The sequence below is a fragment of the Ruegeria sp. YTSA135 genome (assembly GCF_059610165.1).
Genome location: NZ_JBXWNC010000008.1, coordinates 133,389 through 145,976, shown reverse-complemented (window position 1 = coordinate 145,976; position 12,588 = coordinate 133,389). Strand labels below are relative to the sequence as shown.

At 56.6% G+C, this 12,588-nt stretch carries 17 protein-coding genes; 9 read left to right on the top strand and 8 right to left on the bottom strand.

Annotated elements, in window-relative coordinates:
* Nucleotides 1-107: 107 nt before the first annotated feature.
* Nucleotides 108-383, top strand: coding sequence for a DUF167 domain-containing protein (locus AC2FIT_RS12650; RefSeq protein ID WP_496829945.1), 276 nt, complete (start codon nt 108-110; stop codon nt 381-383).
* Here the strand turns inward: AC2FIT_RS12650 and AC2FIT_RS12645 are convergent.
* Nucleotides 371-619: a DUF8831 family protein gene (locus AC2FIT_RS12645; RefSeq protein ID WP_224890901.1), complete on the bottom strand. Its 249-nt coding sequence runs from the start codon at nt 617-619 to the stop codon at nt 371-373. The two genes, AC2FIT_RS12650 and AC2FIT_RS12645, sit on opposite strands and share 13 nt — an antisense overlap.
* An 82-nt stretch (nt 620-701) precedes the next feature.
* Here AC2FIT_RS12645 and AC2FIT_RS12640 point away from each other — a divergent pair, with 82 nt between their 5' ends.
* From AC2FIT_RS12640 to AC2FIT_RS12620, 5 genes are all read left to right on the top strand, one after another.
* Nucleotides 702-1,448, top strand: a complete 747-nt coding sequence (locus tag AC2FIT_RS12640) for a M48 family metallopeptidase (RefSeq protein ID WP_496829943.1) — start codon at nt 702-704, stop codon at nt 1,446-1,448.
* Entirely contained in the window at nt 1,445-1,813 is a 369-nt protein-coding gene (locus AC2FIT_RS12635) for a YigZ family protein (protein WP_496829941.1), read from the top strand. Before AC2FIT_RS12640 ends, AC2FIT_RS12635 begins: the two co-directional genes overlap by 4 nt.
* Nucleotides 1,814-1,883: 70 nt before the next feature.
* On the top strand, nt 1,884-2,135 hold the full coding sequence (locus tag AC2FIT_RS12630) for a DUF6455 family protein (protein ID WP_496829939.1): 252 nt from the start codon (nt 1,884-1,886) through the stop codon (nt 2,133-2,135).
* Between the two features lie 15 nt (nt 2,136-2,150).
* Nucleotides 2,151-2,420 (top strand): DUF6455 family protein, encoded by a 270-nt coding sequence (locus AC2FIT_RS12625; RefSeq protein ID WP_496829937.1) that lies wholly within the window; start codon nt 2,151-2,153, stop codon nt 2,418-2,420.
* Complete coding sequence (locus AC2FIT_RS12620; RefSeq protein ID WP_496829935.1) at nt 2,420-2,680, top strand: DUF6455 family protein; 261 nt, start codon at nt 2,420-2,422, stop codon at nt 2,678-2,680. The genes AC2FIT_RS12625 and AC2FIT_RS12620 overlap by 1 nt, the downstream gene beginning before the upstream one ends.
* On the opposite strand, the gene AC2FIT_RS12615 is transcribed toward AC2FIT_RS12620, so the two are convergent.
* Complete coding sequence (locus AC2FIT_RS12615; RefSeq protein ID WP_496829933.1) at nt 2,681-2,923, bottom strand: CDGSH iron-sulfur domain-containing protein; 243 nt, start codon at nt 2,921-2,923, stop codon at nt 2,681-2,683.
* Nucleotides 2,924-3,152: 229 nt separating this feature from the next.
* On the opposite strand from AC2FIT_RS12615, the gene AC2FIT_RS12610 reads away from it, so the two are divergent.
* Together AC2FIT_RS12610 and AC2FIT_RS12605 are read left to right on the top strand one after the other, a co-directional pair.
* Nucleotides 3,153-3,341: a hypothetical protein gene (locus tag AC2FIT_RS12610; protein ID WP_068336397.1), complete on the top strand. Its 189-nt coding sequence runs from the start codon at nt 3,153-3,155 to the stop codon at nt 3,339-3,341.
* 128 nt (nt 3,342-3,469) lie between these two features.
* The gene (locus AC2FIT_RS12605; protein WP_496829931.1) at nt 3,470-3,826 is read left to right on the top strand and encodes a diacylglycerol kinase; all 357 of its coding nucleotides are present in this window, start codon (nt 3,470-3,472) and stop codon (nt 3,824-3,826) included.
* Nucleotides 3,827-3,996: 170 nt separating this feature from the next.
* Here the strand turns inward: AC2FIT_RS12605 and AC2FIT_RS12600 are convergent, their stop codons facing one another.
* Nucleotides 3,997-4,233, bottom strand: coding sequence for a hypothetical protein (locus AC2FIT_RS12600; protein ID WP_496829929.1), 237 nt, complete (start codon nt 4,231-4,233; stop codon nt 3,997-3,999).
* A gap of 99 nt (nt 4,234-4,332) precedes the next feature.
* On the bottom strand, nt 4,333-5,721 hold the full coding sequence (gene rimO, locus AC2FIT_RS12595) for a 30S ribosomal protein S12 methylthiotransferase RimO (RefSeq protein ID WP_496829927.1): 1,389 nt from the start codon (nt 5,719-5,721) through the stop codon (nt 4,333-4,335).
* A gap of 96 nt (nt 5,722-5,817) precedes the next feature.
* Between rimO and AC2FIT_RS12590 the strand changes: the two genes are divergently transcribed.
* Nucleotides 5,818-7,776 (top strand): AsmA family protein, encoded by a 1,959-nt coding sequence (locus AC2FIT_RS12590; protein WP_496829925.1) that lies wholly within the window; start codon nt 5,818-5,820, stop codon nt 7,774-7,776.
* Nucleotides 7,777-7,812: 36 nt separating this feature from the next.
* On the opposite strand, the gene AC2FIT_RS12585 is transcribed toward AC2FIT_RS12590, so the two are convergent.
* The 4 genes from AC2FIT_RS12585 to AC2FIT_RS12570 are packed head-to-tail and all read right to left on the bottom strand — an operon-like array spanning nt 7,813 to nt 12,374.
* A complete protein-coding gene (locus tag AC2FIT_RS12585; protein ID WP_496829923.1) occupies nt 7,813-9,309 on the bottom strand; it encodes a phosphomannomutase/phosphoglucomutase in 1,497 nt (498 codons plus the stop codon).
* A gap of 14 nt (nt 9,310-9,323) precedes the next feature.
* Nucleotides 9,324-10,157, bottom strand: a complete 834-nt coding sequence (gene kdsA, locus AC2FIT_RS12580) for a 3-deoxy-8-phosphooctulonate synthase (RefSeq protein WP_496829921.1) — start codon at nt 10,155-10,157, stop codon at nt 9,324-9,326.
* 5 nt (nt 10,158-10,162) lie between these two features.
* Complete coding sequence (locus AC2FIT_RS12575; protein ID WP_496829919.1) at nt 10,163-11,737, bottom strand: KpsE/RkpR family capsule polysaccharide export protein; 1,575 nt, start codon at nt 11,735-11,737, stop codon at nt 10,163-10,165.
* Entirely contained in the window at nt 11,715-12,374 is a 660-nt protein-coding gene (locus tag AC2FIT_RS12570; RefSeq protein ID WP_068336081.1) for an ABC transporter ATP-binding protein, read from the bottom strand. Before AC2FIT_RS12570 ends, AC2FIT_RS12575 begins: the two co-directional genes overlap by 23 nt.
* Nucleotides 12,375-12,588: the final 214 nt, after the last annotated feature.

The following is a 12,588-nucleotide window of genomic DNA, read 5'->3' as shown; positions in this document are numbered from 1 at the left end:
ATCTGGTTGAACATCTGGCTCGTTTCAAGTGCACTACGCTGGACGCTCGGGATCAATTTCACGCCTCTGCCTCCTGTGCAACAGTGATCGGAGGCAGGGGGGATAACTTGGCCAAACCAAAATTGCGCAATGTACCTGATCTTAGCAGTCACGCGACGCCGGGCACCGCGCTTCGTGTGAAGGTAACGCCAAAAGCCGCAAGGGACAGTATCGTTTCAGACGCAGGCGTGATCCGCATAGCTGTGACCGCGCCGCCCGAAAACGGCAAGGCCAATGACGCTGTACGCCGGATGCTCGCGATGGCTATGGGCGTTGCCCCGTCCGACCTGATCCTGAAACAAGGGCATACCGCGCGTGACAAGCTGTTTGTCTATGCGCCCTGACTTGGCCGTTCGTGAATCTGATACACCCCTTCCGGCAAATCCAGTGCAGCAGCTAGATCGCGAACCTGTTCGGGCGACAGGGTTATCTTCTGTATCTGCTCTGTCCGTGGGTCAAACTGCTCAAGCGTCACACATTCGGCGAAGCTGTTGATGACGACGTCCTCCTGCAAAGGCGCAGCGCCTTCGTCTACCAGGGTGATAACCGTCGCGTCGAATTCATGCTCAATCGAAAACATGCAGGCAGAGTGCAAGGTGCCGCGCCGCAATGCAACCCGTTGCCGCACAATCTGGCAGTGGCGGAACCGCCGGGAGAAAGCTATGCTTCTGAAAACGGGTAGCCGTTTCAAAGGAATATCTATGCGTCGTCTGACCTTTTTGCTGTTTCCACTGGTGCTGGCGGCCTGTAGCGCCGGTTTTCTGCGCGTGCAGCCAGCAGAGGAGTGGTCGCCAAATTCGGATGAATTTGCGGTTGATGCCGCAGCGTTTCAGGATATCAGCCGCGCCGTCGGCAAAACGGCCCGCGCCGAATGCCTGCGCCAGTCCAAGGTCAGCAACTGCGATTTCACAATTCTGGTTGACCTAAATCCCCGCGCCCCAGTCAATGCGTTCCAGACCCTCGACAAACAGGATCAGCCAGTCATCATCTTCACCCGCTCGATGATTCAATCCGCCAAGAATTCGGATGAGCTGGCTTTTGTAATGGCGCATGAGACAGCGCATCACGTGTTGGGACATATTGCCCGACAGACCGAAAGCGCGCAGGAAAGTGCCGCGATCTTCAATGATTTGGGCAAGTTGCATGGCGAGGACGGGAAAGAGCTTGAACGGTCACAAAAACTTGGCGCTGAGGTTGGCGTGCAGGTGAATGTGAAAGACTTCGAGCTTGAGGCGGATCAGTTGGGGACGATAATAACCCACAACGCCGGGTATGATCCTTTGGTCGGCGCAAAGTACTTTGATCGGCTTCCCGACCCTGGTGACGAGTTTTTGGGCACCCACCCCCCAAACGCCGAGCGTGTTCAGATCGTTGTCGAAACGGCAAGGCAGCTGGGTCTGACGGAATGACATCTCTGACACGACTCGGCGTGATCCTGACGGATCGAGGATCGAAATACGCTGTTTCGGGTGCACCTGTACGTACGCGCACGGATGTCGACGCGGTGTTGCAGAATCTCAAGTCTGACAAAGCCTATGCCAAGGCGACGCATAACACGTGGGCAGCCATTTTGCCGACGGGTGCGCTCAAGGCGGATGATGGGGAAAGTGGTGCCGGTATGGTAATCCTGCGCATGCTGGAACGGGCCGGACTGGACGGGCATGTAGTGGTCGTCACCCGATGGTATGGTGGCAAAAAACTGGGTGGGGACCGTTTTCGCCGGGTTCAGGATGCCACCCGAACCTATCTGGATCACGTCGGGGCCGGGCTTTGACCTGAGTCAAATGCCTGCGCGCAAGGTTGCGATACCCTGTTCTGGACGTGCGACAGGGAGATATCTGCTCATGCCCAACCGTGAAGTTCTGAAACACCATGCGGGTCTGGTCGATCAAATGGCGACCAAGCTTGGCGTGGACCTTCAACAGTCGGCGATAGATGGCGACGTTTCGCTCGACGAGCTTTCCGAAGCCGTCTTGCGATGCACCGGATGCGCCAACCCCGCACATTGCGAGGGATATCTGAAACAATCCGGCCAAGTGGACAAAACGCCGGAGTATTGCCGTAATCAAGAGTTGCTCAGCAAACTGATCCCTTAACGACAGGAGTGTTCCATGCCCCATCTCGGAGAGATCATGACCCATCTTCGACTTGTCCTGCGGATGGGGCAGGTTACTGGCACAGATATCGCGGCGGCGCATGAACAAGGGCATCTGACACAGCAGGACTGGGCTGAGATGGTTCATCAGTGCCGGGGCTGCGATTGGGCAAATCGATGCCCTGATTGGCTGGACCGGCATGAAATCGTGAAAAATGCACCGCAAACCTGTAGGAATCGGCAGCGGTTTGCGGCGTTGCAAACCCGCTCAGGGCAGGAAGTCTGATGGCAAAAGACAGTTTAGAGGATGTTGAGCAACATTTCTGGCTTACCCGCTCGGTGGCGCGATGCATGAATATCTCGCTGTCCGAAGCTATGGCGACAGGGCGACTAACGCCGGACCGCTACGCAGAAATGGTCGGTCGTTGTCGAGCGGCACAGTGCAGTGATCGATGTGCGTTATGGCTGTCACAGCAGCAGTCCGAGGCCCATGAGGCCCCGGAATTTTGTGCCAGCGCCGATCTTTTAAACCCGCTAAAAACCTGACTACAGCCCAGAGTGTGACCCGTCGCACAAGGGCGGACTCGCACTGCGTTTGCAGCCACAGAAAAAGACTTTTCTGCTGCTTTCCGCCGTGAACTTGACGGGCTCAAGGTCGGTATCTTTATGGGACCCATCGCAAAATGGCTGGCGTGTGGATCGGCCGCAGGAACACCAGAAATAGCTTTTTCCTTCGGTCACATCGACCGCGTAGGGGCCTTTTTGCGCAATGGTAGAGCGATCTGGCATGTGGCTACTCCGTCTTTCGCAAAGGTCATGACAACAGTCTAGGGCAACATACGGAAAACGGTAGCGTTTGCTCATAAACTTGCAGTTTCTGAGGGGGTTACCGGCGTTGTTCCGCCTTTATTCACGACTTTGTGATTGACTGCGTTGCAAAAATACCATTCAGACCGTATCCTACCTGAGGCCCCAAATACTCGGGCAATATCAGAAAATTATTAGAGGAATGACGGACATGAAACTCAAATTTGTCGCCGTTGGTGCATTTGCCCTAGTTTTGGCGGCTTGCTCGCAACAAGAGGAACCGGCACCGGTTTTCATCACCCCCGAGTATGACAAATTCGGTACGCCAAGCTGCCCGGCCGGGACCGAGCTGGCAACGACCGAAGCGGGCCAGACCGTCTGTAACCCGGTCTCGCAATAAGGATGACGCGGGCGGCTCTGCCAGGCCGTTCGCTCGCACAAAAGATCAGGCCGCCCTCGGGCGGCTTTTTCGTGCCTGATACACTGCGTTGAGGGCCGGAACTCAATACAACAGGATATCGACGGCAAATGAGAACCTTTTTTGTCCGCCTCAAGAATCGCACGCGCTGGAGCTGGCAGGGGCTGGTTGTCGCGTGGCGTGAAGAGTATTCATTTCGTACTTGGGTCTGGGCAAACATCTTGTCGGCGCTGCTGGTTTTTTGGCTGCCGTTGGGCGACGGGATGCGTGCTTTGATACTGGTTCTGGGGCTGCTTGTTCTGGTCGCCGAGCTGTTCAACACCGCGATTGAGCGTGCTGTCGATCACACTTCAACGGATCACAACAGGCTGGCGGGCCAAGCGAAAGATGCCGCCAGTGCCGCTGTTGCTGTAACGGCTGTAGCAGCCGGGGTGGCTTGGGTGATCGGGCTGCTGAGTCTGGTGTAGTTGGTTCAGTGCCTTCGCCAGTCGCCGCCATAGCGTAAACCGCGTCGCTGAATACCGTAACGCTTCTGAATGAAATACGGTGAGGCGTGTTTATTGCGGAAGCCGCGTACCGTTTGATGGTGACGCCTGACCGGTTTGAAATAGCGGAGTTTGGGCTTGACCCTATGGTGCTAGCGGTCCGACTTGGCTTTGTAATCGGACTTGGATTTCGGGCGATAGATAGGTGGCGCACCGTAGTACCGATGCACCTTGTGTTTGCTATGGTCCAAAAGGCTTGGCGGCGTGGAGCCTATGATTATGAATCCGCCCGATAGGTAATTCTCGGCAATTGCGGGCAAGGCGCAAAGCTGGGCGGCAAGGATCACCACCACTACATTCCTGAGGTCAAATAGGCGCAGACAGGACATTGAGCACTCCTTCCTGGCTGGCTGCCCGGTTGTGATCAACGGTTCCGTTGTGAAAAGCCAGCCAATTCAGTCAAGTTTCACCCGTTTGAAGTGGCGTTGTCAGGCCAGCTTACCCCACAGATCGTATTCACCGGCCTCGTCAACCTCAACCCGGACAATGTCGCCGGGCTTCAGGTTTTCATGCCCTTCATCAATGAACAGGTTGCCGTCGATCTCGGGCGCATCCGATTTGGTGCGGCAGGTGGCGGCCTCGTCATCGACCTCGTCCACGATCACATCAATGATTTGACCAACTTTGGCGGCCAGCTTCGCCTCGGAAATCGACTGCGCCTTTTCCATAAAGCGGTCCCAGCGGTCTTGTTTGACTTCGGCTGGAACATGATCCGGCAAGTCGTTCGAACGCGCGCCATCGACGTTTTCGTATTGAAAGCATCCGACGCGATCCAGTTGCGCCTCATCCATCCAGTCGAGGAGGGTCTGAAACTCGGCTTCGGTCTCACCCGGATAGCCGACAATAAAGGTCGAGCGCAGCGTGATGTCGGGGCAGGTTGCGCGCCATGCGGCAATCTCGTCCAGCGTTTTGGCGGCGGCGGCAGGGCGTGCCATGCGTTTCAAAACATCCGGATGGGCGTGTTGGAACGGGATATCCAGATAAGGTAAAACGTTGCAACCTGCGTCAGCCATAAGGGGAATCAGATCGCGCACATGCGGGTAGGGATAGACATAGTGCAGACGCACCCAGGCATCGAGTTGACCCAGTTCGCGGGCCAGATCGGTAATATGGCTGCGCACTTCGCGGTCTTTCCACGGGTTCACATCATATTTTCGGTCCAACCCATAGGCCGAGGTATCCTGCGAGATCACCAGTAGCTCGCGCACCCCGTTATCAACCAATTTTTCAGCCTCGCGCAAGACAGCGTGCGCCGGACGACTGGCCAGTTTGCCACGCATGTCTGGGATGATGCAGAATTTACACTTGTGATTGCAGCCCTCGGAAATCTTGAGATAGCTGTAATGGCGCGGCGTCAGTTGCACGCTGCTGGCTGGCAGAAGATCGACAAAGGGGTCGGGATTGGGTGGAACCGCCGTATGGACGGCATCCAACACCTGCTCGTACTGATGCGGCCCCGTCACGGCCATGATGCGCGGGTGGTGCTTGCGGATATAGTCAGGGTCCGCGCCCAGGCAGCCGGTTACGATGACCTTGCCGTTTTCCACCAAAGCCTCACCAATGGCGTCCAGAGACTCGGCTTTGGCGCTGTCGAGGAACCCACAGGTGTTCACAATTACGGCATCTGCCCCGGAATAATCTGGCGAAATGCCGTATCCTTCTGCGCGCAGGCGGGTCAGAATACGCTCACTGTCGACCAATGCTTTCGGGCAGCCCAGTGATACCATACCAATCGTAGGCTGGTTCGAACGTGGCGACTCGGGCATCCGGGCGGCGGGCGCGAGGTCCGGGCGGAGATTTGGCGGGTTCGTGGTCATGGCGCGGCATATAGTGGGGAACGCTTCCTCTTGCAAATGCGGCGCAGGGTTTGAATGATCTTTTCGACGCATGCCGAATAAGCGGAGAGCAGTTAAATGAAGTGGCTATTGCGCATTCTTTTTATTTTCGTCGTGGCATTCGGGCTGGTCATCGGCGCCTTGTTGCTGATGCCGGGCGATAAACTGGCGGCGATTCTGGCCGAACAGGTCAAGAACGAAACAGGCCGCGAGCTAAAGCTGTCAGGAGACGTAAAACTGTCGTTCTGGCCGGTATTGGGGCTTGAGGCCGGTCCGGTGACCTTTGGAAATGCGCCTTGGGCTGGATCTGAGCCGATGTTGAGCGCTGAAAGCCTCGCAATGGGTGTAGACGCCGCAGCGCTAATGAGTGGAGATTTAAGGATTCGGCGCGTGGTCGCGGACAACCCGGTGCTGCGGCTGGAGCTGTCCGATGGCCGTGGCAATTGGAAGCTTCAGCCGGTTGAGCCGAAGGCCGTGACAGGCAGCGTAGGTAGTTCACCGCCTGATACATCACAGCAGCGTGCTGTGACTCTGGATCAACTGGAACTCACCAATGCGCGGTTGATTTATGCTGAGGATGGTGTTGCCAAATTCGACCTTGCCAATGTCGATCTGTCCGCAAGCTGGCCGGGGCCGGCGTCGCCGATGGTTATGGCGGCTCAGATGGCTGTGCCAGGGGGCAAGGTAAGTGTGGACCTGAATATCCCCGACCTGCCGGCCTATGCCGCGGGTGCCGTCACGCCGCTTCAATTGGCGTTGACCGCACCGGGCGGTGAAATTGGGTTTGACGGGCGCGTTAACCTCGCGGGTGAAATGGATGGCGCATTAGAGGTGAAAACGACAAACACCGAACAAATGCTGGCGGCTTTTGGACAGGCAGGCGTCGGGGTGCCATTGGGATTGGGTCGGGTGGCCGATGTGTCAGGGCAGATGACCTATACCAGTGCCGGACGCATTTCGCTGCGCAACATGGTGGCGCAGTTGGACAACAACCGTTTTACCGGTGAGGCAGATATCGAGATATCGGACCCACCGAAAGTCATGGCGCGGCTCAATGGTGGCGATATCGACCTGTCGAGATACAATACTGCGCCAGCGGCGTCTGGGACAGGCACGGGCGCAGGGTCAACGCCACGCGATGGATGGTCAACGACACCGATCGATGCTTCAAGCCTGTCGCTGGCAAACGGAGAGATTCGCCTGACGGCCTCATCCATTGTTATGCCCGAAATCAAACTTGGCCCCAGCGACCTGACGCTGAGCCTTGATCGGTCCCGCGCCGTACTTGGCATGAACCCGGCTACGTTGTTTTCGGGGAAAGTAAACGGGCAGGTGGTGGCCAACAACCGCAATGGTCTTTCGGTTGGCGGCAAGCTGACGGCGCAGGACATGGATGTCCAGCAAGCCCTGACTACGCTGGTCGGCGTTGAACGGCTGTCAGGTACTGGGTCGGGTGAGTTCGAATTCCTGGGCGTTGGGCAAACCGAAGACCAGATCATGCGATCCCTCAGCGGCAAGGGTAATCTGAAGGTGGGTCCGGGCGTAATCTCAGGCGTCGATCTGGATCGTCTGATGGGGCGTAGCGAGGAGGTGGGCGGGACCACGGTTTTCAACAGCCTCTCGGCCAGTTTCACGATGGGTCAGGGTGTGTTGACCAACACTGATCTGTTGATGTCGCTGGATAATTTCCGCGCAGACGGAACCGGAAAGGTGAATCTAGGTGCGCGCACTATTGACTATCTGTTCACGCCCACAGCGTTGCGGGCCAATTCCGGACAAGGCCTGTCAGTGCCCGTTCGTATTGTCGGACCGTGGAGCAGCCCCTCGATCAAACCGGACCTGAGCAAAGTGATTGAGGCCGCCGCAGAAGGGCAGCTCAAAGACCTTGAGGACGATGCCAAGCAAAAGGTTCTTGAAAAGGTTAGCGAGGAGTTGGACACCGTGGTGACGGACAGAGAAAGCGCCGAGGATGCCTTGAAGAAAAAGCTTGAGGAAGAGGCGAAGAAAGGTCTGCTCAAACTGCTTGGTGCGGATTAGGGCGCCCAAAGGCACCCTAGGCCTGGGCCCGAACCCTCAGATCGTCTGGTCGTAATCGCCAACGCCGGATTCGGTCCGGATGACCGCGTCAATATCCGCGAAGATCGCGCGCATTTCATCCTCGCTCTCGCTGCTTTCGCAGACCACAACAAGGTTTGGGGTGTTCGAGGACGCGCGCACCAGCCCCCAACTGCCATTGTCCAGAATGACCCGCGCGCCGTTGACGGTGACAACCTCTTTGATCGCACGGCCTGCCAGTTTTTCGCCAGCATCGGCCTTGGCAACCAGCTTGTCGACCAACCGTTTTAGGATGTCGTATTTCTCGGTATCGGCGGCATAGGGCGACATGGTGGGCGTCGACCATGTCTTTGGCAACGCCTTGCGCAGGTCCGACATGCTTTGGTCCGGATTGCGGTCCATCAGCTTGCAGATTTCAACGGCCACCCGCATACCGCAGTCATAGCCGCGGCCGATCGGTTCAGCCAGAAAGTAGTGGCCCGATTTTTCGAACCCTGCCAAAGCATTGATCTCCTTGACCCGGCGTTTCATATGGCTGTGCCCGGTTTTCCAGTAATCAGCTTTTGCGCCAAGCGCTTTCAGTTCGGGGTCACTGGCAAACAACCCGGTCGATTTCACGTCCGCCACGAATGTCGAGTTGGGGTAAATCTTGGCCAGATCGCGCGCCATAATTACACCGACTTTGTCGGCGAAGATCTCCTCACCCTCGTCATCCACAACGCCGCAACGGTCACCATCACCATCAAAACCCAAGGCCAGATCGGCACCGCTGGATTTCAGGGTGTCGGCCATGTCGTGCAGCATCTCCATCGCTTCGGGGTTTGGGTTGTAGTTGGGGAAGCTGTAGTCGAGGCGGCTATGGCTGGGCACAACCTCGACCCCCATCCTTTCGAAAAGTTCGGGTGCAAAGGCCGAAGCGGTTCCATTGCCGGTCGCGCAGACAACCTTTAGAGGCCGAGACATTCTGAAATCGCCTACCAGATCGTCTAGATATGCCTCTTTCACGCCATCCACGAATTCGTATGACCCGCCTTCCCGAGGCGCGCCTTCGCCGTTCAGCACGATATCGCGCAGCTCTGACATTTCATCGGGGCCATGGGTCAGCGGGCGTTCAAAGCCCATCTTCACACCGGTCCAGCCATTTGGATTGTGGCTGGCAGTGACCATGGCGACCGCTGGAACATCCAGATGGAACTGCGCGAAATAGGCCATGGGGCTTAGCGCCGGGCCGATATCCTTGACCTGAATACCCGCCTGCATCAGGCCCAGGATCAGCGCGTTCTTGATCGCCAGCGAATAGTCGCGATAGTCGTTGCCAACCGCGATCACCGGCTCGATCCCGCGTTTGTGCATCTGCGTGCCCAATCCCAGCCCCAGCGCTGTCATACCTGGCAAGTTGATCTCGTCAGGGTATTTCCAGCGGGCGTCATACTCGCGGAAGCCGGTGGGCTTGATCATCGGGTCGCGTAGAAAGCTCCAGGTGTTTGGGGTCACCTCTGGGATGGGTTTGGTCATGCTATCGCTCTTGACTAAATCTGAATTGGGTTGGCTTTGGCCAGCGCATCAAAACGCATCAACGTTTCAACCAATTGTGGCATCTGGTCCAAGGGGATCATGTTGGGTCCGTCGGATGGTGCGTTATCCGGGTCTTGGTGCGTTTCGATAAACACGGCACCGACACCCAACGACACTGCGGCGCGGGCCATGACCGGAGCAAACTCACGCTGGCCACCAGATGACCCACCTTTGCCGCCGGGTTGCTGAACCGAGTGGGTTGCATCCATCACAACAGGATAGCCGGTTTGAGCCATCTGCGGCAGCGACCGCATATCAGCGACCAGAGTGTTATATCCAAACGACGTGCCGCGTTCCGTCAACAGAATATTCTGATTGCCCGTGCTTTCGATTTTCTCAACGATATTGGGCATTTCCCACGGGGCGAGGAATTGACCCTTTTTGACGTTCACGGCTTTGCCCGTGTTTCCCGCTGCCAGCAGCATATCCGTTTGTCGGCATAGAAACGCCGGGATTTGCAGAATATCCACCGCCTCGGCGGCTTGTGCGCACTGAGCTTCGGTATGAACGTCAGTCAGGACCGGAATACCCATCCCTTTGCGGATGTCGTCCAGAACCTTCAACCCGGCATCAATCCCCATGCCTCGTTTGCCGGTCAAAGACGTCCGGTTGGCTTTGTCGTACGAAGCTTTGAATACGTACTGCGCACCGGCGGCATCGCAGGCCTCTTTCATTTTACCGGCGATCATCCGGGCGTGATCGGCGGTTTCAAGCTGGCAAGGGCCGGCAATGATCGTCAGAGGCAGATCATTGCCGACCGTGAGGTCGGAGATTTTTACATGTTTCATGTGTCTTACGAGGATACCTGTTCACGAAGGACCGACGCGGTAAGCGAGATCATCAGGTAGATACCAGCAAATAACAGGAAAGCCAAAATCGTATTTTCGAACTTGCGTGGGTAGGTGGGTTCTTCACTGGCAACCGGGTTCACGGACACTGTCAGATAGCGAACTTTGCGGTTTGCCTCGGTGCGGGTGTTTTCCACTTGCTCAAGGGCGGTCTGCATCATCAAGTCCCGCGCCGCGAGGTCGGCCTGCGCCATCTGAATTCGAACGCTCAGCCGTGCCAATGAATTCTCGCCAGCCGAGACGTCAACCATTTCGGCGTTCAGTTCGGCCAGAACTGACTCAAGGCGCTGAATGTCGGCGCGAACGCCATCCACCTTGGCCTGGTTTGGGCGCAAATTGTCCAACAGCGCGGCCAATTGCAGTTCCTTTTCCTGCAGCTCAACTTCGATCGCGTTGATCCGCATGCGAAGGCCTGCAATCACGTTTTCAGGGTCCAGAACGGCCCCCTGTAGTTGCAGTTCAATCAGGGCTTCCTGCGCTTTTCTGCGTTCTTGCTGTGCGCTGTCGAACGTGGCGATTGCATCGCGCATCTGGTCTTCGCGCTTCAACTCGCTCAACCCGTTTATGGTCTCCTCTGCGTAGGACAGCAGGCGCTCGGATAACTTGACCGACACTTCAGGACTCGGCGCCGCGACTTCCATGCGGATGATCCCGTCGCTTGGGTCGTACCCGATGGTTATCATCCGTCTGAACAGCTTGTGGGTTTCTTCAAGCGATGCGTCCTGTGGAAGGCGTTGGATCGGGTCTATCCACTCCTGCTTGAAGATTTCCGAGAAATTGGTGTCCTGCTCAAGCCGTACAAGCGCATCCTTGGATTCCAGAAACTCCTGCGTTGCGACCGAATCCTGCGCCGTGGCGAATTGCGTGCCCGCAAGAAACCCGCCAAAAGCAGCCCCACCACCATCTGCCTGCAAGATCGAAAAGGCAGATTTGCTGGCGTACATTGGTGTTGCGTATCTGTAGAAATAGGTGCCCACAATCAACGTCGGTAGCAGGACAAAGGCGGTCAGCCTCGCAAACAGGGCAAACAGCTTTCGTCTGCGGCGGCGCGCGATGTCCTTTTGTATCTGTCCAATCTCAAGATTGCGCCGTTCCGCAGGGCTTAGGTTGGGGCCAGGTAGGATCTGCGGCTGTTCCGTGACCGTCTGCGGCAGCTGAATCTTGATCTTGTCCCTTGCCTGTTCTTCGGGGGTTTTCTTATTGGCAGCCAGATCCAGAAGGTTGGCCCGTTCGAAAGGATTTATCCCCTTCAAACGCAACAGTCGCACCGCGTCATAGTCCGACGTTGCCTGCAGCCCATTTTTCTGCGCAAGGCGTCTTGCTACGCGCAACTGCCGGCCAGTCAAACCTTCGCTTTTGATCGTCTCGATATCCGTTGCCGGGGCTGAATCATTCGCCGCCTCGGCCGGTTGCGTCGCCGCTCTGATACGCGAAATCGCGTCAGCACGGGCATCAGCCGAGGCCGGGTCATTTCGGCTGCGGCGCCAGCGGTATTTTTTAGCCTTGGGTTTGGTAGTCATATAACTGCTTCGCCTCTTCCAAGGTGTCGAACATGTAAAGATGGCCATTCAGAAGAACGGCGGCTTCCTGCGCGAATTTTTCAAGAACTTTGGGATTGTGGGACACGATCACCAATGTCGTCGTCCGCAGCCGCTCTTTCAGAATGTCACCGGCTTTCTGGTTGAATTCGACATCGGTCGACGCGGGCATGCCTTCGTCAATCAGATACATGTCGAAGTCCAGCGCCAGCATGAGCGCAAAGGTGAAACGCGCCCGCATACCGGTTGAATATGTCCCGAGCGGTTGGGTAAAATACTCACCCAGATTGCACAGCCAGTTGCAATAGGCTTCGACATAATCGGGGTCCATCCCGTAGATTTTGGCGATGTAGCGCGCGTTTTCCAGAGCCGAGAGTTTTTTTGCGACACCGCCCGAAAACCCCATGGGAAAAGAAACCCTGCAGTTCTTTCTGATCACGCCCTCATCCGGTTTTTCAAGCCCGGCCATCATGTTGATCAGCGTCGTTTTCCCGGTTCCATTTGGCGCAAGTATGCCAATTGAGCGCCCCAGCTCAATCCGGAACGAGACCCTGTCCAGAATCACCTTGCGGCGGGTCCCGGTCCAGAAGGACTTACTGACATTCTCAAACTCAAGCATTCTCGGCCTGCTGCCCCGACGTTTGTTTGGTTTACCGCTCAGGCTGAGGCAAGCGCGGCCACCTTATGGGTCTGTCTTGGCTACAGTATGTCGAATTTTGAAACAAATGATCAATGTCCAGCAAAGCCGCCTTTTCGTTTTTGTGACATTTGAACCTGTTGGCCCCTGGCTGTCTGTTGACTATCTTTCCCTTCAACCGTCAAACCATGTGATG

Excerpts from the sequence above, each read along its gene's own strand:
- AC2FIT_RS12640 (WP_496829943.1), top strand. The coding sequence starts at position 702 with ATGCTTCTGAAAACGGGTAGCCGTTTCAAAGGAATATCTATGCGTCGT.
- kdsA (WP_496829921.1), bottom strand. The coding sequence starts at position 10,157 with ATGAAACATGTAAAAATCTCCGACCTCACGGTCGGCAATGATCTGCCT.
- AC2FIT_RS12630 (WP_496829939.1), top strand. The coding sequence starts at position 1,884 with ATGCCCAACCGTGAAGTTCTGAAACACCATGCGGGTCTGGTCGATCAA.
- AC2FIT_RS12645 (WP_224890901.1), bottom strand. The coding sequence starts at position 619 with ATGTTTTCGATTGAGCATGAATTCGACGCGACGGTTATCACCCTGGTA.
- AC2FIT_RS12590 (WP_496829925.1), top strand. The coding sequence starts at position 5,818 with ATGAAGTGGCTATTGCGCATTCTTTTTATTTTCGTCGTGGCATTCGGG.
- AC2FIT_RS12600 (WP_496829929.1), bottom strand. The coding sequence starts at position 4,233 with ATGTCCTGTCTGCGCCTATTTGACCTCAGGAATGTAGTGGTGGTGATC.
- AC2FIT_RS12570 (WP_068336081.1), bottom strand. The coding sequence starts at position 12,374 with ATGCTTGAGTTTGAGAATGTCAGTAAGTCCTTCTGGACCGGGACCCGC.
- AC2FIT_RS12575 (WP_496829919.1), bottom strand. The coding sequence starts at position 11,737 with ATGACTACCAAACCCAAGGCTAAAAAATACCGCTGGCGCCGCAGCCGA.
- AC2FIT_RS12625 (WP_496829937.1), top strand. The coding sequence starts at position 2,151 with ATGCCCCATCTCGGAGAGATCATGACCCATCTTCGACTTGTCCTGCGG.
- AC2FIT_RS12585 (WP_496829923.1), bottom strand. The coding sequence starts at position 9,309 with ATGACCAAACCCATCCCAGAGGTGACCCCAAACACCTGGAGCTTTCTA.
- AC2FIT_RS12635 (WP_496829941.1), top strand. The coding sequence starts at position 1,445 with ATGACATCTCTGACACGACTCGGCGTGATCCTGACGGATCGAGGATCG.
- rimO (WP_496829927.1), bottom strand. The coding sequence starts at position 5,721 with ATGACCACGAACCCGCCAAATCTCCGCCCGGACCTCGCGCCCGCCGCC.
- AC2FIT_RS12615 (WP_496829933.1), bottom strand. The coding sequence starts at position 2,923 with ATGCCAGATCGCTCTACCATTGCGCAAAAAGGCCCCTACGCGGTCGAT.
- AC2FIT_RS12605 (WP_496829931.1), top strand. The coding sequence starts at position 3,470 with ATGAGAACCTTTTTTGTCCGCCTCAAGAATCGCACGCGCTGGAGCTGG.
- AC2FIT_RS12610 (WP_068336397.1), top strand. The coding sequence starts at position 3,153 with ATGAAACTCAAATTTGTCGCCGTTGGTGCATTTGCCCTAGTTTTGGCG.
- AC2FIT_RS12620 (WP_496829935.1), top strand. The coding sequence starts at position 2,420 with ATGGCAAAAGACAGTTTAGAGGATGTTGAGCAACATTTCTGGCTTACC.